The following is a 19,853-nucleotide window of genomic DNA, read 5'->3' on the forward strand; positions in this document are numbered from 1 at the left end:
ATAGCGATCAAGGCTTCCGAAGGCTGGCACACCGCTTGCAAGCGAAAGTTTCGCAGGCCCCAAAGGCCTTCAGGCAGGCGGCACCCAACGGCGGGTGCTTCCCACCGAACCCGGACAAAGGCGTCCCCATCCCGCAAGGGCTCGTTTTCGAGCAGCCCGTGCGTGGTGCGGACGCCTTTTCGTTTTTGTCTTTCTTGTCTGTTGTTTGTCTTCAACCGGAGCCCCGCCCCATGACCGACCTGCTCAAAACCCGCCTCAGCCGACGCCGCGTCCTGCAAGCCGCAGCCATCGGCGCCGTCGGCATCGACCCCGCCCTGCGCGCGGCCGTCTGGGCCCAGGGTTCCGACAAGCCCGAGAAGGAGGAAGTGAAGATCGGCTTCATCCCGCTGACCGACTGCGCCAGCGTGGTGATGGCCTCGGTGCTGGGCATCGACAAGAAGTACGGCGTGAAGATCGTGCCCAGCAAGGAAGCCAGCTGGGCCGGCGTGCGCGACAAGCTGGCCAATGGCGAACTCGACTTCGCCCACGTGCTCTACGGCCTGGTCTACGGCATGCACCTGGGCCTGAGCGGCCCGAAGAAGGACATGGCCGTGCTCATGACCCTCAACAACAACGGCCAGGCCATCACGCTGTCGAAGAAGCTGGCCGACAAGGGCGCGGTCGACGCCGCATCGCTCGCCAAGCTCATCGCCAGCGAGAAGCGCGAATACACCTTCGCGCAGACCTTCCCCACCGGCACGCACGCCATGTGGCTCTACTACTGGCTCGCATCGGCCGGCATCGACCCGTTCAAGGACGTGAAGAACATCACCGTGCCGCCGCCGCAGATGGTGGCCAACATGCGCGTGGGCAACATGGACGGCTACTGCGTGGGCGAACCCTGGGGCCAGCGCGCGATCATGGACGGCATCGGCATCACGGCCATCACCACGCAGGACATCTGGAAGGACCACCCCGAGAAGGTGCTCGGCACCACGGCCGAGTTCACTAAGAAATATCCGAACACCGCGCGCGCTGTGACCGCCGCCATCCTCGAGGCCGGCAAGTGGATCGACACCGGCCTGCAGAACAAGAACAAGATGGCCGAGACCATCGCCGACAAGAGCTACGTCAACACCAGCGTGGACGCCATCAACCAGCGCATCCTGGGCCGCTACACCAACGGCCTGGGCAAGAGCTGGGACGACCCCAACCACATGAAGTTCTACAACGGCGGCGCCGTGAACTTCCCCTACCTCTCGGACGGCATGTGGTTCCTCACGCAGCACAAGCGCTGGGGCCTGCTGAAGGAGCACCCCGACTACCTGAAGGTGGCCACCGAGATCAACCGCATCGACATCTACAAGCAGGCCGCCGCCGCCACGCAGACGCCGGTGCCCAAGGACGCGATGCGCAGCAGCAAGCTCTTCGACGGCTCCGTCTGGGACGGCAAGGACCCGAAGAAGTACGCCGACTCGTTCAAGCTCCATGCATAAGGAGAACACCATGGTCAGCGCAGTCTTCCATTCGCCGCTCGATGTGGCCGCCACGCAGGCGGCGCCTTCCGCCCCGGCCAAGCCGACCGCCTCCAAGGTGGCCACGCCCCAGCCGGCTCCCGCTCCCGCACCCGAGCCACGGGCGCGCGCGCCCATCGACCTGCGCGCCTTCTGGATGCGCGTGCTGCCACCGCTGGCAGGCTTCGGCCTGCTGCTGCTGATCTGGGAGGTGGTGGCCATGAAGAGCACCACCGGCTTCCCGACACCGGCCGCCACCTGGCAGCAGGCGGTGACGGTGTTCAGCGACCCGTTCTACAGCAAGGGCCCCAACGACCAGGGCGTGGGCTGGAACGTGCTCTCCTCGCTGCAGCGCGTGGCATTGGGGTTCGGCCTCGCGGCGCTGGTCGGCATTCCGGCCGGCTTCGCCATCGGGCGCTTCGAGTTCCTCTCGCGCATGTTCAACCCGCTCATCAGCCTGCTGCGCCCGGTCTCGCCGCTGGCCTGGCTGCCCATCGGCCTGCTGGTGTTCAAGGGCGCCAACCCGGCGGCCATCTGGACCATCTTCATCTGCTCGATCTGGCCGATGGTCATCAACACCGCCGTGGGCGTGCAGCGCGTGCCCACCGACTACATGAACGTGGCCAAGGTGCTGAACCTCAGCGAATGGAAGATCCTCACCAAGATCCTCTTTCCCGCCGTGCTGCCCTACATGCTGACCGGCGTGCGGCTGGCCGTGGGCACCGCGTGGCTGGTGATCGTGGCGGCCGAGATGCTCACCGGCGGCGTGGGCATCGGCTTCTGGGTGTGGGACGAGTGGAACAACCTCAACGTCGCCAACATCATCATCGCGATCTTCGTGATCGGCATCGTCGGCCTGGTGCTGGAGTTCGCGCTCATCAAGCTCGCAACCGCGTTCACGTTCGAAGAGGTGAAGTCATGATTGACGACGACAAGTACATCGAGATCCACGGCGTCGAGCAGGCCTTCAAGACAGCCAAGGGCCGCTTCGTCGCGCTGCGCGACGTGAACCTTAACGTGGCCAAGGGCGAGTTCATCACGCTCATCGGCCATTCGGGCTGCGGCAAGTCGACGCTGCTGAACCTGATCGCCGGGCTCACCACGCCCACCGAGGGCGCGCTGCTGTGCGCCAACAAGGAGATCAAGGGCCCCGGCCCCGAGCGAGCGGTGGTGTTCCAGAACCACTCGCTGCTGCCCTGGCTCACCTGCTTCGAGAACGTCTACCTCGCGGTGGAGCGCGTGTTCGCCGCCACCGAGAACAAGGCGCAGCTTCGCGCGCGCACCGATGCCGCGCTGGCGCTGGTGGGCCTCACGCCCGCCGCGCAGAAGCGCCCCGGCGAGATCTCCGGCGGCATGAAGCAGCGCGTGGGCATCGCACGCGCGCTGTCGATGGAGCCCAAGGTGCTGCTGATGGACGAGCCCTTCGGCGCGCTCGACGCCCTCACCCGCGCCAAGCTGCAGGACGAGCTGCTGGCCATCGTGCAGAAGACGCACAGCACCGTCGTCATGGTCACGCACGACGTCGACGAGGCCGTGCTGCTGAGCGACCGCATCGTGATGCTGACCAACGGCCCTGCCGCCACCATCGGCGACGTGCTCGCAGTGAACCTTCCGCGCCCGCGCAACCGCGTCGAACTGGCAGAAGACCCGGTCTACGTGCACGCGCGCAAGGCGGTGATCGACTTCCTCTACACGCGCCAGGCGCACGTGGAGAAGGTCGCGGCCTGACGCTGCGCCCGCGCCAGCACAACCGGCGTCAGGACATGATCACTTGCAGGCTGTGCTCGTACGACGCCGTGAGGCGTTCGAAGGTGTCGACCAGCGCCTCGCTGGAACGCACCAGCGTGGCGCGGCCGTCGGCGCTGTCGAGCGCCTGCACGCCACCGACCAGCCTCAGCCATTCGTCGCGCGCGCTCGCCAGCGCGGCGCGGATCTCGGCGGTGCTCAGCGGCGCGCGCTCCAGTTCGAGCAGCGCGGCCTCGAACTCGGCCATGGTCGGCACCAGCCGCGCCTCGGCCGCCTCCTCCTTCAGCGCAGCAGCCAGCAGCGCGTCCTTCGCGAGCCGCTGCGCGCGCATGCGCTGCCGCCCGCAGATGTTGACGATGCGCAGCGCGCGCCGTGCGCCCGAGGTTTCCAGTGCCTCGGTGAGCGCCTCGGCGGCGCCCAGCAGTACCTCGGCGCGCCGGTCGATGTCGGCCAGCCCCGCCGCCGTCGGCTTCGCCGTGAGCGCATCGGCCAGGCCGCTCCACGCGGCCTGCGCCTGCGCGAGCGCTTCGGCGCCGGCAGCATCGAGTCCGAGGGCCGCCAGATGATCCAGGTTCTGCTGCACCCGCCCGGAGGACTGCGTGCGCAGCAGCCGCGCGCGCTGCGCGTCGATACCGCCCAGCAGTTGCGCCGCCACGCGCACCAGCCGCTGCGAGAGCATGCGCAGTTGCCCTGCGCGGTTGATCGCGTCCGCCCACTGCGCCGCCTCGATGACCGAGCGCGACACCTCGCCCAGACGCAGGTTGGCGTGCATCGCAGCGCCGCGCAGCAGGCCGAAGGCTTCGTCCTCGCCGATGCCGCGCGCGGACATCAGCAGGCCCTTGGCGCGGTCGACCCACTTGCGCTCGTCCATGCGGGTGCGCAGGCTCTCCAGTTCGGTGCGCAAAGTGGCCTCGCGCTGCCAGCGCGACTGGGCGCGGGCGGTCAATGCGGCGAGCGATTCGGCATCGACGGCATCGGCCTGCATCCACGCGTGCACGCCGAGTGCGACCAGTTCTTCATGCTGAGCACCGCTCAACGGCGCGCTGACAAGGCTCAGCGCACACGGCGGCAGGCCGGCCCACGTGCGCAATTCGTCGAGCAGCGCGGGCGTGGGCAAAGGCAGGCAGATCAAGGCCTGCCGGGGGGCCAGCGCCTCGACCTGCCGCGCGAAGCTGCCGCAATCCACGCAGGCGAGCACGTCGAGACCGGCGCCAGACAATGCCCGCGCAAGCGCCTCGGGCAGCACGAGGCCGGCAGGTTCATCGGGCAGGACAACGAGAAGGGACATCTTGGGGAAGCGGTGTGGGAACGCACCGCGAGCATAGGCCACGCCCGCGCGAACTCGCGGGCACGCCTCTTGCATGAAACGGAGCGCGGTGTAACGAAGCACCGCTTTGGTGATGAGGCTGCAGGCTCCTGCAGCCGGCCCGGCAATTCACACGCCGTGCACACCCCCACGCTGACAGCGTCCGCTGCCAGCACTCCGCCCCCAACCCCGTCCGTCGACACGACCTCTCCAGGGTCGCGCCGCGGCTTTTCGCATCTTTGAACGCCATGTCCAGCTTCAGGAATTTCTTGCAATCAGGCCACAGCCCGACACTGTTCGCGGCCTTCCTGTACTTCTCGTTCTCCTGCTGCATCTGGGTGCTCAACGGCGCCATGGCGCCCTTCATCGGCGAAACCTTCAATCTCTCGCCCGCCCAGAAGGGCCTGATGCTGTCGGTGCCGATCATCGCGGGCGCGCTCATGCGCTTTCCGCTGGGCATCCTGTCGCAGTACATCGGGCGCAAGAAGGCCACGCTGGTCGAAATGGCGCTGATCGCGGTGGCGATGCTGTTCGGTTTCTTCTTCGTCAAGAGCTTCAACGACCTGCTCGCCATGGGCGTGCTGCTGGGCATCGCGGGCGCCAGCTTCGGCGTGGCGCTGTCGCTTGGCTCGGGCTGGTTCCCGCCGCAGCACAAGGGCCTGGCCATGGGCCTTGTGGGCGCGGGCAACGTGGGCACGGCGGTCTCGGTGCTGGTGGCGCCGCCCCTGGCGAACTGGCTGGGCTGGCAGGCGGTGTACGGCGTGGCCGCCGTCGCCATCCTCATTCCGATGGTCGTGATGGTGGTGTTCGCCAAGGAGCCGCCGGACGTGAACGCTCATTCGAGCTTCCGCGAGCACATCGCCTGCCTGTTCGAAAAAGACGGCTGGGTGTTCAGCCTGATCTACGGCGTGACTTTCGGCGGCTTCATCGGCCTCACGACCTTCCTGCCCTCCTACTACTACGACCAGTTCGGCGTGAGCAAGGTGCAGGCCGGCCAGTTGACCATGCTCGCGGCCTTCATGGGCGCGGCGGTGCGCGTCGCGGGCGGCTGGATCTCCGACCGCTGGGGCGGCGTGAACACGCTGACGGTGGTGCTGCTGGTGGTGGCCGTGAGCCTTGTGCTGGTGGGCTTCTCTTCAGGCTCGCTGGCCGTCACCACGCTGGTGCTGATCGTCTGCTTCGCCGCGCTGGGCGCGGGCAACGGCGCGCTGTTCCAGCTGGTGCCGCTGCGCTGGCCCGCGAGCACCGCGGTGGCCGGCTCGATGATCGGCGAGATCGGCGCGCTGGGCGGTGGCCTCGTGCCCAACGCCATGGGCCTGTCGAAGCAATACCTGGGCAGCTACATCTGGGGCTTCGTGTTCTTCGCGGTGCTCTCGCTCGTGATGCTGGGCGTGATGCGCGTGATGCAGATCCGCTGGACGCGCACCTGGGCCGAAAAGGGCGGCCGTGCGCGCGTCACGATGCCGCACGCAGCTGCCCCCCACATTCGAAAGACGGCACGCTCATGACACGTCCCGCCGTCTTCCGCTCAACGTGGCAAGAACAGCAGCCACACGATCAACAGCACGTTGAACAGCACCGACACGCCCAGCGCCAGCTGGTAGAGCGCGAGCGGGTCGCGGCGGATCAGCGGCGTGGCGGCGGGCGCGCTCACGGGGCGGGATGCACCGCGTTCGAGCGCGAGCAGCAGTTCCTCGGCAGTTTCGAAGCGCTCGCGCGGATCGCGGGCGACGGCCTTGCGCACCAGATGGTCGAGCCAGATGGGCACGTCGGGTCGCAGGCGCGAGAGCGCGACCGGATCGCGCCGGTAGCGCGCCACCTGGTAGGGCTCGATCTCGCCGTAGGGCAGATGGCCGGTGAGCCACTGGTAGAGCGTGACGCCGAGAGCGAACAGATCGCTGGCCGCGTCGGCGGTGCCGCCCTCCTCCCACTGCTCGGGGTTGATGTAGCTGGGCGTTCCCGCATGCAGCTCGCGCTGGGCCGCGCCCTCGCGGCCGGACAGCGCCACGCCCAGGTCGAGGATGCGCCAACGCCCGTCCTCGCCCAGGTGCAGGTTGCCGGGCTTGATGTCGCGGTGGATCACGCCCTGGCGGTGCAGCCGGCCGAGCGCACGGCTCAGTTCGATGGCCGCAGCCACCACCTCGGGCACGGCACCGCGCGGGTTCGCCTTGCGCAGCTGCTCCAGCGTGCGCCCGCCGTGCCAGTCGAACACGATGTAGAGCGCGCTCGCGTTCTCGGCGCGCTCGTGCACGCGGACGAAGCCGCTGTTGCCGCTGCCGCCCACGCGCAGCCCCAGCCAGGCCTCGTGCGCCAGCATCGCGCGCTCCTGCGGATCGCCGGCGCGCGAGGGGTGCAGCGTCTTCAGCGCGACCAGCTCGCGCGTGGCCGGATGGCGGGCCTGGTACAGCAGGTGCACGCCGGTGTCGGCCACCAGCGCGGTGATGGCGTAGCCGTCGAGCACCTCGCCCACCTTCAGCGCGGGCGGCGGCGCGAGCCGGCGGCCGTGGCCCAGTTCGTCGTCGAGTTGCCGCGCGTCGAGGCCCGTCACGCGGATGACCAGCGCGGTCGCGTTGTCGCGCGTGCCGGCGTCGAGCGCCGCATGCACCAGCGCCTCGCTGGCCGCTTCGGCGTCGCCCTGCAGGGCCAGCGCGGCCACCTGCTGCGGCTTGAGCACACCGTGCACGCCGTCGGAGCTCAGCACGAAGCAGTCGCCCACGCGCACGTCGCCCTGGGCGTAGTCGACGCGCACCTGGTCGTCAAGGCCGATGGCGCGCGTGAGCCGGCTGCGCATGTCGGGATGGTCGAAGGCGTGATCCTGCGTGAGCGGCACGGCCGGCCCGCCACCGGCGCGCACGCGCCAGGCGCGCGTGTCGCCCACGTGCGCCAGCGTGTAGCTCTGGCCGTGCAGCACCAGCGCGGTGAGCGTGGTGAGCGCCGTGCCGCCGTCCTGCTTGCTCTGGCGCCGGCGGTTGTGGTCGGCCAGCCAGCCGTTCTGCGCGCCGATCAGGCGGTCGAGCGCGGCGGTCGGCTCCCAGGTGGCGGGCGTGGCGAAGTAGTCGGCCAGCAGGCCCATCACCGTGGTCTGCGCCGCTTCGCGGCCGTGCCCGCCGCTGGACACCCCATCGGCAATGGCTGCGATGAGGCCGCGGGCATCGTCGCCCGGCGGCGCATGCACTGCACCGGCGAAGTCTTCGTTCAGCTCGCGCGGTCCGCGCTGGCTGCTGTAGCCGATGTCCACTTCAAAGCTCATGGCGCGATTCTGAACGCGCGCCGCGGGCGCTCCTTTGCTTGATTTCCCTGAAAGGCCCAGCCCCATGAAGAAAATGAAACTCGTGATGGTCGGCAACGGCATGGCCGGCGTGCGCACGCTCGAAGAGCTGCTAAAGATCGCGCCCGACCTGTACGACATCACCGTCTTCGGCGCGGAGCCGCATCCCAACTACAACCGCATCCTGCTGTCGCCGGTGCTCGCGGGCGAGCAGACGATCGACGAGATCGTGCTCAACAGCTGGGAGTGGTACTCCGAGAACAACATCACCCTGCACGCCGGCAAGAAGGTGGTGGAGGTCGACCGGGTCAAGCGCATCGTGCGCGCCGTGGATTCGGAAGGTGGCGTCACCGAGGCCGCCTATGACCGCCTGCTGATGTGCACCGGCTCCAACCCTTTCATGCTGCCCGTGCCCGGCAAGGACCTGAAGGGCGTGATCGCCTACCGCGACATCGCCGACACCGACTACATGATCGAGACCGCGCGCACGCACAAGAACGCGGTGGTCATCGGCGGCGGCCTGCTGGGCCTGGAGGCCGCCAACGGCCTGATGCTGCGCGGCATGAACGTGACGGTGGTGCACGTCATGCCCTGGCTCATGGAGCGCCAGCTCGACGACGTGGCGGGCAAGCTGCTGCAGAAGTCGCTGGAAGACCGGGGCCTGAAGTTCATGATGGGCGCGCAGACGCAGGAACTGGTGGGCGACGCGGATGACGGCAAGAGCGGCCGCGTGAAGGCCATCCGCTTCAAGGACGGCACCGAGGCGGCGGCCGACCTGGTGGTGATGGCCGTGGGCATCCGCCCCAACGTGGAGCTGGCCGAGAAGATGCGCCTGCACTGCAACCGCGGCATCGTCGTCACCGACACCATGCAGACCGTGACCGACGCGCGCATCTACTCGGTGGGCGAGTGCGCGGCGCACCGCGGCATCGCCTACGGCCTGGTCGCGCCGCTCTTCGAGCAGGCCAAGGTGGCGGCCAACCACCTGGCGCAGTTCGGCATCGGCCGCTACCTGGGTTCGCTCACCTCCACCAAGCTGAAGGTGACGGGCATCGACCTGTTCTCGGCCGGCGAGTTCATGGGCGGCGAAGGCACCGAAGAAATCGTCATGAGCGACCCCTTCGGCGGCGTCTACAAGAAGCTGGTCATCAAGGACGACAAGCTGGTGGGCGCCTGCCTCTACGGCGATACGGTGGACGGCAGCTGGTACTTCAAGCTGCTGCGCGACGGCCGCAGCGTGCACGACATCCGCGACAAGCTGATGTTCGGCGAATCGAACATCGGCGACACCGGCCACGAGGGCCACAACAAGGCCGCGAGCATGCCCGACGACGCCGAAGTGTGCGGCTGCAACGGCGTGACCAAGGGCACCATCTGCAAGGCCATCAAGGAGAAGGGCCTCTTCACGCTCGACGAGGTGAAGAAGCACACCAAGGCCAGCGCGAGCTGCGGCTCGTGCACCGGGCTGGTCGAGCAGATTTTGATGTTCACCGCCGGCGGCGACTACTCGGCCACGCCCAAGAAGAAGGCGGTGTGCGGCTGCACCGACGCGAGCCACCAGGACGTGCGCGACGCGATCCGCAAGGAGCACTACCTGACGCACGACGAGGTGTATCGCAACCTCGGCTGGCGCACGCCCAACGGCTGCGCCACCTGCCGCCCGGCCATCAACTACTACCTGATCAGCACCTGGCCCAAGGAGGCGAAGGACGATCCGCAGAGCCGCTTCATCAACGAGCGCAGCCACGCCAACATCCAGAAGGACGGCACCTACTCCGTCATACCGCGTATGTGGGGCGGCCACACCACGCCCGACGAGCTGCGCCGCATCGCCGACGCGGCCGACAAGTACAAGATTCCGACCGTCAAGGTCACGGGCGGCCAGCGCATCGACCTGCTGGGCGTGAAGAAGGAAGACCTGGAAGGCGTGTGGAAGGACATCGGCATGCCCAGCGGCTTCGCCTACGCCAAGTCGCTGCGCACGGTGAAGACCTGCGTGGGCAGCGAGTGGTGCCGATTCGGCACGCAAGACAGCACGCAGATGGGCAAGGACCTGGAGCGCGCGCTGTGGGCCATGTACTCGCCGCACAAGGTCAAGCTGGCGGTGTCGGGTTGTCCGCGCAACTGCGCCGAGGCCGGCATCAAGGACGTGGGCGTGATCGGTGTCGACTCGGGCTGGGAGCTCTACGTGGGCGGCAACGGCGGCATCAAGACCGAGGTGGCGCAGTTCCTGGTGAAGGTGAAGACCGCCGCCGAGGTGATGGAGTATTCGGGCGCCTTCCTGCAGCTGTACCGCGAGGAAGGCTGGTACCTGGAGCGCACGGTGCACTACATCGGCCGCGTGGGCCTGGACTACGTGAAGAAGAAGATCCTCGACGACGCCGAGGGCCGCAAGGCGCTGTGGGAACGCCTGCAGTTCGCGCTCGACGGCGAGCCCGATCCGTGGTTCGAGTCGGCGCAGGCCTCGGTCGACGTGCGGCAGTTCACGCCGCTGACCGCAGCCGCCTGAAACCGAACATAGAGAAAGAAGAGCCCACCATGAGCGACTGGAAAGTCATCTGCCGCATCGACGACATCCCCGTGCTCGGCGCGCGCCGCGTGACGCGGCCGGCCGGGCTGGACGTGGCCGTGTTCCGCAATTCCGAGGACCAGGTGTTCGCGCTGCTCGACCGCTGCCCGCACAAGGGCGGCCCGCTGAGCCAGGGCATCGTGTTCGGCACCAGCGTGGCCTGCCCGCTGCACAACTGGGCCATCGGGCTGGACGACGGCTGCGCCAAGGCGCCCGACGAGGGCTGCACGCCGAAGTTCGCCGTGAAGGTGGAAGACGGCGTCGTGCACCTGGACGCGGCCGAACTGGCGACGCATGCCATCGACCTGGAACGCCCGGTCGCAGGCCCGAAGCCTTTTGCGGTGCTGTCGGTTCTTCCGCTGGAATAAACCCATGACGCGGGAGACCCGGTCCACCTGCCCGTACTGCGGCGTCGGCTGCGGCGTGATCATCGAGTCGACCGGCGACGAGATCACCGGCGTGCGCGGCGACCCGGCGCACCCCGCCAACTTCGGGCGGCTGTGCACCAAGGGCTCGACGCTGCACCTCACGGCCAGCGCCACGGTCACGCGCCAGACGCGGCTGCTGCAGCCCATGCAGCGCCTCGCGCGCGGCGAGGCCCCCACGGCGGTGAGCTGGGACACCGCGCTGGACAACGCCGCCGGCAGGTTCGCGCAGGTGATCCGCGACCACGGGCCCGACGCGGTCGGCTTCTACGTGTCGGGCCAACTGCTGACCGAGGACTACTACGTCTTCAACAAGCTGGCCAAGGGCCTGATCGGCACCAACAACATCGACACCAACTCGCGCTTGTGCATGAGCAGCGCGGTGGCCGGCTACAAGCAGACGCTGGGCGCCGACGCGCCGCCGGCCTGCTACGACGACCTGAAGCACGCGCAGTGCCTCTTCATCGTGGGCAGCAACACGGCCTGGGCGCACCCCATTCTTTTCCGCCGCATCGAGGACGCGAAGGCGGCGAACCCGGCGCTGAAGATCGTGGTGGCCGACCCGCGCCGCACCGACACGGTCGAGATCGCCGACCTGTTCCTGCCCATCCAGCCCGGCACCGACGTGATGCTCTTCAACGGCATGCTGCACCTGATGCTGTGGGAGGGCTGGACCGACGCGAAGTACATCGCGGCGCACACCAGCGGCTTCGACGCATTGAAGGCCACGGTGCGCGAGTGCACGCCCGACAAGGTGGCGCAGGTCTGCGGCATCTCGAAGGACGACCTGCTCGAGGCCGCGCGGCTCTTCGCCACCTCGCCCGCCACGCTGAGCCTGTACTGCCAGGGCCTGAACCAGTCCTCCAGCGGCACGGCGAAGAACGCCGCGCTCATCAACCTGCACCTGGCCACCGGCCAGATCGGCCGCGCCGGCGCCGGCCCGTTCTCGCTGACCGGCCAGCCCAATGCGATGGGCGGGCGCGAAGTCGGCGGCCTCGCCAACCTGCTGAGCGCGCACCGCGACCTGGCGAACCCCGATCACCGCGCCGAAGTGGCCGCGCTGTGGGGCGTGCCCTCGGTGCCCGAGAAGCCGGGCAAGACGGCGGTGGAGATGTTCCAGGCGGCGGCCGACGGCGAGATCCGCGCGCTGTGGATCGCCTGCACCAACCCGGCGCAGTCGATGCCCGACCAGGCCACCGTGCGCCGCGCGCTGGAGCGAGCCGAGTTCGTGGTGGTGCAGGAAGCCTTCGCCACCACCGCCACTTGCGCTTTCGCCGACCTGCTGCTGCCAGCGACCACCTGGGGCGAGAAGGAAGGCACCGTGACCAACAGCGAGCGCCGCATCTCGCGCGTGCGCCCGGCCGTGGCCGCGCCGGGCGAGGCGCGCAACGACTGGTCGATCGCGGTGGCCTTCGCGCACAGGCTCGAGCGGCTGATCGGCCGCGCGTTCACGCTCTTCCCGTACGAGACGGCCGAATCGGTCTGGAACGAGCACCGCGAATCCACGCGCGGGCGCGACCTGGACATCACCGGCCTGAGCTACGCGATGCTGGAGAGCGCCGGCCCGCAGCAATGGCCGCTGAAGGAAGGCGAAAGCACCGGCCGCACGCGCCTGTATGAAGACGGCGTGTTCCCCACGCCCGACGGCCGCGCCCGCTTCGTCGACACCGCCTACAAGCCGGTGGCCGAGGCGCGCGAGGCCCGCTACCCCTTCTCGCTGAACACCGGCCGCCTGCGCGACCAGTGGCACGGCATGAGCCGCACCGGCACGGCCGGGCGCCTGTTCGGCCACGTGCCCGAGCCGGTGGTGCAGATGAACGCGCAGGACATGGCGCGCCGCCAGATCGGCGAAGGCGACCTGGTGCACCTGACGTCGAAGCGCGGCTCGATCATGCTGCCCGCGCGCGCCAGCGCCGAGGTGGGACTGAGCCAGGCCTTCGTCGCCATGCACTGGGGCGAGGAATACCTCAGCGGCTGCTCGTCGGGCGGCACGCGGCTGGCGGGCATCAACGCGCTCACCACGCCGGCCTTCTGCCCCACTTCGAAGCAGCCGGAGCTGAAGCACGCGGCGGTGAAGATCCTCAAGGCCGAGCTGCCCTGGTCGCTGCTGGCGATGGCATGGCTTCCCGACGGCGAGGCACTGGCGGCGCACCGCGCGCTGCAGCCGATGATGGCGCTCTTTCCTTTTGCAACCTGCGTGCCGTTTTCCGGCAACGTGCAGGGAAGCGAACGCAGCGGGCTGCTCTTTCGCGCCGCCGCGCACGATGCGCCCGACGACGCGCTGGTCGAAAAGATCGAGACCCTGCTCGGCCTGCAGACGCCCGACACCCTGCGCTATGCCGACCGCCGCCGGGGCCAGCGCCGCTCGGCGCGGCTGGTGCGCCGGGCCGACGGCAGCGCGGGCCTCGAAGCCTTCCTGCTGGGCGGCGACACCAGCGCCGAAGCGTGGATCGCCACCCTGCTGCGCGAGGAGCTGCCGGCCCAGAGCTACGGCCGCCTGCTGCTGTCGCCGGGCTCGAAGGCGCCGGTGGCGGTGCAGTCGCGCGGCAAGACGGTGTGCACCTGTTTCAACGTGGCGGACGCGGCCATCCAGGCCGAGCTGGCGCGCTGCGCAGGCACGCCGGACGAGCGGCTGGCCAGGCTGCAGGGGGCGCTGAAGTGCGGCACCAACTGCGGCTCGTGCATTCCGGAGCTCAAGCGCATGGTGCGAGCGACGCCGGCCGAGGCGGAGGCGCTGTCGTGATGCGCCATCTGCATTGCTCCCTCTCCCCTCGGGGAGAGGGTTGGGGTGAGGGTGAACGGCGATGACGTCCGCGCGATGTTGCAAGGCCGCCGCCCTCACCCTAACCCTCTCCCGCAAGCGGGAGAGGGGACAAGACACCCGATGCATAAGCCGACTCACATTCCGGCATAAGCGTTGCAGGACAATCCGCCTACCCATGGGAATCAGCCAATACATCAAGGAAATCGGCCGCGGCGCGCGAGGCGCCAGGCCGCTCACGCGCGAACAGGCCACCGACCTGTTCGGCCAGGTGCTGGACGGCACCGTGACCGACCTGGAGATCGGCGGCTTCTGCCTGGCCATGCGCATCAAGGGCGAGACGCCCGAGGAGATGGCCGGTTTCCTCGATGCCACCCATGCGCGGCTGGCCCTGATTCCCGCCGGCGAGCGCCCGCTGGTCGTGCTGCCCAGCTACAACGGCGCGCGCAAGCTGCCGGTGCTCACGCCGCTGCTGGCGCTGCTGCTGGCGCGCGAAGGCCTGCCGGTGCTGGTGCACGGCAGCGCCAGCGAAACATCGCGCGTGCTGGCCTCGAACGTGCTCGCGGCCCTGGGCCATGCGCCGATGACGGCCATCCGCCCCGTCGCCAACGGAGAAGCGGCCTTTGCCTCCACCGAGCTGCTGAACCCCGCGCTCAAGCGCCTGCTCGACGTGCGCCGCGTGGTCGGCCTGCGCAACCCCGGCCACAGCGTGGTGAAGCTGATGCAGCCCACCGCCGGCCCGAGCGTGGTGGTGGCCAGCTACACGCACCCCGAATACGCCCGCGTCATGGCCGAGACCTTCGAGCTCATGGGCACGACCGCCCTGCTTTCGCGCGGCCTCGAAGGCGAGGTGGTGTCGGACCCGCGCCGCACCGCGCAGATCGACGGCTTCGTGCGCGGCGCGCGCACCGAGCTGCAGTCGCAGCAGGCCGGCACCGCCTCGGAGGTGCCGGGGCTGCCGAAGGAAATCGACGTCGCCACCACCGCCGACTACACGCGCCGCGTGCTGGCCGGCGAGCTTCCCGTGCCGGAGGCCATCGCGACGCAGGTCAGGCACATCACGCAACTGGCATTGGCATCCCACGCATGAACAACGACAACCCCACCTCCCTCATCGCCGGCCGCTGCACGCTGGTGGGCGCAGGCCCCGGAGACCCGGAGCTGCTGACCATCAAGGCCGTGAAGGCGATCCAGGCGGCCACGGTGCTGCTGGTCGACGACCTCGTGAACGACCAGATCGTGCAGGCCTACGCCCGCCCCGGCGCGCGTATCGTGCACGTGGGCAAGCGCGGCGGCTGCAAGAGCACGCCGCAGGCCTTCATCGAGCGGCTGATGATCACCGCCGTGCGCGAGGGCGAGACGGTGGTACGCCTCAAGGGCGGCGACCCGTTCATCTTCGGCCGCGGCGGCGAGGAGGTGGAGCACCTGCGCGAGGCCGGCATCGAATGCACGGTGGTCAACGGCATCACCGCTGGCCTCGCAGCCGTGACGACGCTGGGCGTGCCGCTCACGCACCGCGACCATGCACAGGGCGTGGTGTTCGTCACCGGCCACGCCAAGACCGGCGCCGGCGCGGCCGAAGACCCGACCGACTGGCGCGCGCTGGCCGCGACCGCGTACAACGCACGGCTCACGCTGGTGATCTACATGGGCGTGTCGGGCGCGGCGCACATCGAGCGCGAGCTGCTGCAAGGCCTGCCGGCCGACACGCCGGTGGCGGTCATCCAGCATGCAAGCCTGCCGCAACAGAAGCACATCGCGACAACGCTGGGCAGGCTGCAGCACGGCATCGCCGAAGCGGGTATCGCTAGCCCGGCGGTGATCGTGGTGGGCGACGTGCTGCGCGGACTGGCGGCGGCGGCCCTGCCGGTGGGCGCGGACAAGTTCGGCACCTGAACCGCACCTGACGAGGGCGAGGCAGATGCAAGCGGCACGGGCGCCGCGCACCACAACGTGGCATGGATCGTGCTCAGCGATGGGCAATGAATGCCGTCGCCACGCCTGAATCCGCCGCCGTCGAGATCGTCGCCCTCACCAAGCGCTACGCCCCAGGTACGCCAGCCGCCGTCGACCGGATCGACCTGCGCATCGCCAGCGGCAGCTACTGCTGCCTGCTCGGCCCCTCGGGCTGCGGCAAGAGCACCACCCTGCGCATGATCGCGGGGCACGAGTCGGTCAGCAGCGGCGACATCCTGCTGGACAACCGCAACATCACGAACCTGCCCGCCGCAGCGCGCGGCACGGCGATGATGTTCCAGAGCTTCGCGCTCTTTCCCCACCTCTCGGCCACCGACAACGTCGCCTTCAGCCTCAAGATGAAGGGCGTCGGCAAGGCCGAGCGCCACCGGCGCGCCAACGAACTGCTGGAGCGCGTGGCGATGGGCCACCTGGCCGAACGCAAGCCCGGCGAACTCTCGGGCGGCCAGCAGCAGCGCGTGGCGCTGGCGCGCGCGCTCATCACCGAGCCGCGCGTGCTGCTACTCGACGAACCGCTCTCGGCCCTCGACCCTTTCCTGCGCATCCAGATGCGCGCCGAGCTGCGGCGCTGGCAGAAGGAGCTGGGCCTGACCTTCATCCACGTCACGCACTCGCAGGAGGAGGCGATGGCGCTGGCCGACACCATGGTGGTCATGAACCATGGCGTGATCGAGCAGGTCGGCTCGCCGCACACGGTCTACAACCATCCGGCGAGCGAGTTCGTGGCGCGCTTCATGGGCGGGCACAACGTGTTCGACACTCCCGCCGGGCCGATCGCGGTACGCAACGACCGCATGCGGATCGCAGCCGCCACGCAGGCGGCGACGGATGGCGCTCTGGCAGCCACCGTCACCGACGTCGAGTACCAGGGCACCTACGTCCTGCTCGGGCTGGCGCTCGGCGGCGCCGCCACCGGAGCGGCCGCGCCCCAGGGCATCTCGGTGCTGCTGAGCGAAGCCGCTTTCCTCGCGCGCCCCTATGCGCACGGCGAGGCGGTGCACCTTTCGTGGGCCGAAGCCGACGCGCGCGTGCTCGGTCCCGGCGTCAAGCCGCCGGGCGAGCGACCGCCGGTACCCGGCAGCGCCGAAGCGAGCCGGAAAGACGACACGGCCGTGCTCGCCGTTCCCTTCTGAGCGCCCACGCCGTCCAGCTTTTTTTCTCCGCGTTCGTTCCCTTCACTTTCCTTTTTCTTCAATGGAGACCCAGCCCATGACCGATTCCATCGACAACAAAGGCGTCAAGCGCCGCGCCCTGCTGCAAGGCACCGCCGGCATTCTTGCCACGGGCATCGCACCCTTCGTGCATGCGCAGGAGAAGATCGTGCTGCGCTACCTCGGCACCGCGGTGAACCAGGACAAGGCGATCGCCGAGAAATTCAAGGCCGACACCGGCATCGAGATCCAGTACGTGGCCGTGACCACCGACGACGTGACCAAGCGCGCCGTCACCGCGCCCAACAGCTTCGACCTGATCGACACCGAGTTCTTCTCGCTCAAGAAGATCGTGCCCACCGGCAACCTCAAGGGCATCGACACCAAGCGAGTGAAGAACGCCGACAAGATCACGTCGCTGTTCACCAAGGGCGAAGTGGCGGGCAAGAAGGTCGGCAGCCAGGGCACGGCGCCCATCAAGGTGATCTACCTCGAAGGCGAGAAGAGCAAGGCCTTCGCCAAGTCGGCCACGCAGTACATGTCGCTCATTCCGACCACCTACAACGCCGACACGCTGGGTATCCGCCCCGACCTCATCAAGCGCCCCATCGGCTCGTGGGCCGAGCTGCTGAACCCCGAGTTCAAGGGCAAGGCCGCGATCCTGAACATTCCCTCGATCGGCATCATGGACGCCGCGATGGTGGTGGAGGCCAAGGGCCTGCACAAGTACGCCGACAAGGGCAACATGACCAAGGCCGAGATCGACCTGACGATCAAGGCCCTGATCGAGGCCAAGAAGGCCGGCCAGTTCCGCGCGCTGTGGAAGGACTTCAACGAGTCGGTGAACCTGATGGCCTCGGGCGAGGTGGTGATCCAGTCGATGTGGTCGCCCGCGGTCACGGCCGTGCGCAGCAAGGGCATCGACTGCACCTTCCAGCCGCTCAAGGAAGGCTATCGCGCCTGGGCCTCGGGCTTCGGCCTGCCGGCCACGCTCTCGGGCAAGAAGCTCGACGGCGCCTACGAGTTCATCAACTGGTTCCTCGACGGCTGGGCAGGCGCCTACCTCAACCGCCAGGGCTACTACAGCGCCGTGCTCGACACCGCCAAGACCAAGATGGAAGCCTACGAGTGGGCCTACTGGATGGAAGGCAAGCCCGCCGCCCAGGACATCAAGAGCCCGCAGGGCGACGTGATCGCCAAGGCCGGCGCGGTGCGCGACGGCGGCAGCTACGAGCAGCGCATGGGCGGCATCGCGTGCTGGAACGCGGTGATGGACGAGAACGAGTACATGGTCCGCAAGTGGAACGAGTTCGTCGCGGCCTGACCTCCGGCCTGAGCCTGTGAGCGCTCCCTCGACCAGCGCGTCCGTCGCCACCACGCCTCTCCATTCCGTCAAGGCGTGGTGGCAGGCGGCGCCGTTCGCGCTGGTGTTCCTGCTGTTCTTCCTGATTCCGCTGGCGCTGGTCGCGATGGTCAGCCTGTGGAATTTCAACGAGTACGAGCTGATACCGGCCGTCACGCTGCGCAACTACCTGAGCCTGTTCGAGGGCTGCTCGCGGCTCACCGACAACGGCGACCTCTGCGTCACGCTCAACACCTACCTGAGCACTTTCAAGTTCTGCCTGCTGGTGTGGGGCATCACGCTGGTGATCGGCTTTTCGGTTGCGTACTTCCTGGCCTTCCACGTGCGCTCCTCGACCATGCAGACGGTGCTGTTCGTGCTGTGCACGGTACCCTTCTGGACTTCCAACGTGATCCGCATGATCTCGTGGGTGCCGCTGCTGGGGCGCAACGGGCTGGTCAACCAGGCGCTGATGGGCATGGGCCTCGTGAACCAGCCCGTCGAGTGGCTGCTGTTCTCCGACTTCTCGGTGGTGCTGGCCTTCGTGCACCTGTACACGATGTTCATGATCGTGCCGATCTTCAACAGCATGATGCGCATCGACCGCTCGCTGCTCGAAGCGGCCAGCGACGCCGGCGCCTCGGGCTGGCAGACGCTGTGGAACGTGGTGGTGCCGCTGTCGCGCACCGGCATCCTGATCGGCTCGATCTTCGTCATCACCATCGTCATGGGCGACTTCGTCACCATCGGCGTGATGGGCGGGCAGCAGATCGCCTCCATCGGCAAGATCATCCAGGTGCAGACCTCGTACCTGCAGTTCCCTCTGGCGGCGGCCAACGCCATGATCCTTCTGGCCGTGGTGCTCATGATCATCTGGGGCCTGACCCGGATGGTCGACATCCGCAAGGAGCTCTGAGATGCAGACACCCATCGGCGCCCAGCGCGCCCCAGGCTTCTGGCCGCTGGCCACCGTGTTCGGGCTCTTCGTGCTGTTCCTGTACGGCCCGATGATCACTATCTTCGTGCTGAGCTTCCAGGGGCCCGAGGGCGGGCTGACCTTTCCGCTGCGCGGGCTGTCGCTGCACTGGTTCCACAAGCTCGCCGAAGGGCTGGGCACGGTCGACATCGGCGCGGCCTTCAGGCGCTCACTGGCGCTGGGCGCGGTGGTGATGGCCTTCACCGTGGTGCTCTCGGTGCTCGCCGGGCTCGCGTTCCGCAAGAAGCTCGCGGGCAGCAACGCCCTCTTCTTCGTGACGGTCGCCAGCCTCATCATGCCGTCGATCATCATCTCGCTGGGCATCGGCCTGCAGTTCCGGCTGATCGACACCGGCATCAAGAGCGTGCTGACGGCCATGGACGCCACCACGCTGCTCGAAGGCTACGGCACCGCGCTGGGCCTCTTCAGCTCCGCGCTCGGCGCGCACCTGACGTGGACGCTGCCCTTCGGGCTGCTCATCATGTTCGCGGTGTTCAACCGCTTCAACCCAGCCTACGAGGAAGCCGCCCGCGACCTCGGCGCCACGCCTTGGCAGACCTTCCGCTTCGTGGTGCTGCCGCTGATCGGCCCGTCGATCGTGGGCATAGGCATGTTCGGCTTCACGCTGTCGTGGGACGAGATCGCCCGCACCTCCCAGGCCATCGGCGACGTGAACACACTGCCGCTCGAACTGCAGGGGCTGACCTCGACGGTGACCACGCCGTCGATCTATGCGCTGGGGACGGTGACGACGGTGGTGTCGCTGCTGGTGATGGCGGTGGCGCTGGGCGCGGGAGCGTTGCTGCGTCGGCGCTCCGTGCGCAGGGGGTGAGCATTTC

15 protein-coding genes are annotated in these 19,853 nt (G+C 68.5%); 13 read left to right on the top strand and 2 right to left on the bottom strand.

Annotated elements, in window-relative coordinates; translation table 11 throughout:
• Nucleotides 1-230 precede the first annotated feature (230 nt).
• From AC1VNX_RS21505 to AC1VNX_RS21515, 3 genes are read left to right on the top strand one after another with little or no spacing between them, the layout of a single operon-like run.
• Nucleotides 231-1,475, top strand: a complete 1,245-nt coding sequence (locus AC1VNX_RS21505; RefSeq protein WP_483159224.1) for a CmpA/NrtA family ABC transporter substrate-binding protein — start codon at nt 231-233, stop codon at nt 1,473-1,475.
• 10 nt (nt 1,476-1,485) lie between these two features.
• Complete coding sequence (gene ntrB, locus AC1VNX_RS21510; RefSeq protein WP_483159226.1) at nt 1,486-2,415, top strand: nitrate ABC transporter permease; 930 nt, start codon at nt 1,486-1,488, stop codon at nt 2,413-2,415.
• Entirely contained in the window at nt 2,412-3,221 is an 810-nt protein-coding gene (locus AC1VNX_RS21515; protein WP_483159228.1) for an ABC transporter ATP-binding protein, read from the top strand. Before ntrB ends, AC1VNX_RS21515 begins: the two co-directional genes overlap by 4 nt.
• A 28-nt stretch (nt 3,222-3,249) precedes the next feature.
• On the opposite strand, the gene AC1VNX_RS21520 is transcribed toward AC1VNX_RS21515, so the two are convergent.
• Nucleotides 3,250-4,527, bottom strand: coding sequence for an ANTAR domain-containing response regulator (locus tag AC1VNX_RS21520; RefSeq protein ID WP_483159230.1), 1,278 nt, complete (start codon nt 4,525-4,527; stop codon nt 3,250-3,252).
• A 266-nt stretch (nt 4,528-4,793) separates the two neighbouring features.
• On the opposite strand from AC1VNX_RS21520, the gene AC1VNX_RS21525 reads away from it, so the two are divergent.
• Nucleotides 4,794-6,053: an MFS transporter gene (locus AC1VNX_RS21525; protein ID WP_483159232.1), complete on the top strand. Its 1,260-nt coding sequence runs from the start codon at nt 4,794-4,796 to the stop codon at nt 6,051-6,053.
• A gap of 20 nt (nt 6,054-6,073) precedes the next feature.
• On the opposite strand, the gene AC1VNX_RS21530 is transcribed toward AC1VNX_RS21525, so the two are convergent.
• On the bottom strand, nt 6,074-7,795 hold the full coding sequence (locus AC1VNX_RS21530) for a bifunctional protein-serine/threonine kinase/phosphatase (protein WP_483159234.1): 1,722 nt from the start codon (nt 7,793-7,795) through the stop codon (nt 6,074-6,076).
• Nucleotides 7,796-7,859: 64 nt separating this feature from the next.
• Between AC1VNX_RS21530 and nirB the strand changes: the two genes are divergently transcribed.
• The 9 genes from nirB (at nt 7,860) to AC1VNX_RS21575 (ending at nt 19,846) form a co-directional block, all read left to right on the top strand.
• Nucleotides 7,860-10,322: a nitrite reductase large subunit NirB gene (gene nirB / locus AC1VNX_RS21535; protein ID WP_483159236.1), complete on the top strand. Its 2,463-nt coding sequence runs from the start codon at nt 7,860-7,862 to the stop codon at nt 10,320-10,322.
• A gap of 29 nt (nt 10,323-10,351) precedes the next feature.
• Nucleotides 10,352-10,750 (top strand): nitrite reductase small subunit NirD, encoded by a 399-nt coding sequence (gene nirD / locus AC1VNX_RS21540; protein ID WP_126018258.1) that lies wholly within the window; start codon nt 10,352-10,354, stop codon nt 10,748-10,750.
• A 4-nt stretch (nt 10,751-10,754) separates the two neighbouring features.
• Nucleotides 10,755-13,550 (top strand): nitrate reductase, encoded by a 2,796-nt coding sequence (locus AC1VNX_RS21545; RefSeq protein WP_483159239.1) that lies wholly within the window; start codon nt 10,755-10,757, stop codon nt 13,548-13,550.
• Between the two features lie 196 nt (nt 13,551-13,746).
• Nucleotides 13,747-14,658, top strand: a complete 912-nt coding sequence (gene ybiB, locus AC1VNX_RS21550; protein ID WP_483159241.1) for a DNA-binding protein YbiB — start codon at nt 13,747-13,749, stop codon at nt 14,656-14,658.
• Nucleotides 14,655-15,464, top strand: coding sequence for a uroporphyrinogen-III C-methyltransferase (gene cobA / locus AC1VNX_RS21555; protein ID WP_483159243.1), 810 nt, complete (start codon nt 14,655-14,657; stop codon nt 15,462-15,464). The genes ybiB and cobA overlap by 4 nt, the downstream gene beginning before the upstream one ends.
• A gap of 86 nt (nt 15,465-15,550) precedes the next feature.
• Nucleotides 15,551-16,678 (top strand): ABC transporter ATP-binding protein, encoded by a 1,128-nt coding sequence (locus tag AC1VNX_RS21560; protein WP_483159245.1) that lies wholly within the window; start codon nt 15,551-15,553, stop codon nt 16,676-16,678.
• A gap of 76 nt (nt 16,679-16,754) precedes the next feature.
• Nucleotides 16,755-18,020, top strand: coding sequence for an ABC transporter substrate-binding protein (locus AC1VNX_RS21565; protein ID WP_483159247.1), 1,266 nt, complete (start codon nt 16,755-16,757; stop codon nt 18,018-18,020).
• 16 nt (nt 18,021-18,036) lie between these two features.
• On the top strand, nt 18,037-18,954 hold the full coding sequence (locus AC1VNX_RS21570) for an ABC transporter permease (protein WP_483159249.1): 918 nt from the start codon (nt 18,037-18,039) through the stop codon (nt 18,952-18,954).
• Nucleotide 18,955: 1 nt separating this feature from the next.
• On the top strand, nt 18,956-19,846 hold the full coding sequence (locus tag AC1VNX_RS21575) for an ABC transporter permease (protein ID WP_483159251.1): 891 nt from the start codon (nt 18,956-18,958) through the stop codon (nt 19,844-19,846).
• The last annotated feature ends 7 nt before the right edge of the window (nt 19,847-19,853 follow it).

Source organism: Variovorax sp. TLI9-5A (assembly GCF_056867935.1).

Coding starts and splice junctions, on each gene's coding strand:
- nirD (WP_126018258.1), top strand. CDS start 10,352: ATGAGCGACTGGAAAGTCATCTGCCGCATCGACGACATCCCCGTGCTC.
- AC1VNX_RS21530 (WP_483159234.1), bottom strand. CDS start 7,795: ATGAGCTTTGAAGTGGACATCGGCTACAGCAGCCAGCGCGGACCGCGC.
- ybiB (WP_483159241.1), top strand. CDS start 13,747: ATGGGAATCAGCCAATACATCAAGGAAATCGGCCGCGGCGCGCGAGGC.
- AC1VNX_RS21560 (WP_483159245.1), top strand. CDS start 15,551: ATGAATGCCGTCGCCACGCCTGAATCCGCCGCCGTCGAGATCGTCGCC.
- AC1VNX_RS21515 (WP_483159228.1), top strand. CDS start 2,412: ATGATTGACGACGACAAGTACATCGAGATCCACGGCGTCGAGCAGGCC.
- AC1VNX_RS21565 (WP_483159247.1), top strand. CDS start 16,755: ATGACCGATTCCATCGACAACAAAGGCGTCAAGCGCCGCGCCCTGCTG.
- AC1VNX_RS21525 (WP_483159232.1), top strand. CDS start 4,794: ATGTCCAGCTTCAGGAATTTCTTGCAATCAGGCCACAGCCCGACACTG.
- AC1VNX_RS21545 (WP_483159239.1), top strand. CDS start 10,755: ATGACGCGGGAGACCCGGTCCACCTGCCCGTACTGCGGCGTCGGCTGC.
- AC1VNX_RS21575 (WP_483159251.1), top strand. CDS start 18,956: ATGCAGACACCCATCGGCGCCCAGCGCGCCCCAGGCTTCTGGCCGCTG.
- cobA (WP_483159243.1), top strand. CDS start 14,655: ATGAACAACGACAACCCCACCTCCCTCATCGCCGGCCGCTGCACGCTG.
- nirB (WP_483159236.1), top strand. CDS start 7,860: ATGAAGAAAATGAAACTCGTGATGGTCGGCAACGGCATGGCCGGCGTG.
- AC1VNX_RS21505 (WP_483159224.1), top strand. CDS start 231: ATGACCGACCTGCTCAAAACCCGCCTCAGCCGACGCCGCGTCCTGCAA.
- ntrB (WP_483159226.1), top strand. CDS start 1,486: ATGGTCAGCGCAGTCTTCCATTCGCCGCTCGATGTGGCCGCCACGCAG.
- AC1VNX_RS21520 (WP_483159230.1), bottom strand. CDS start 4,527: ATGTCCCTTCTCGTTGTCCTGCCCGATGAACCTGCCGGCCTCGTGCTG.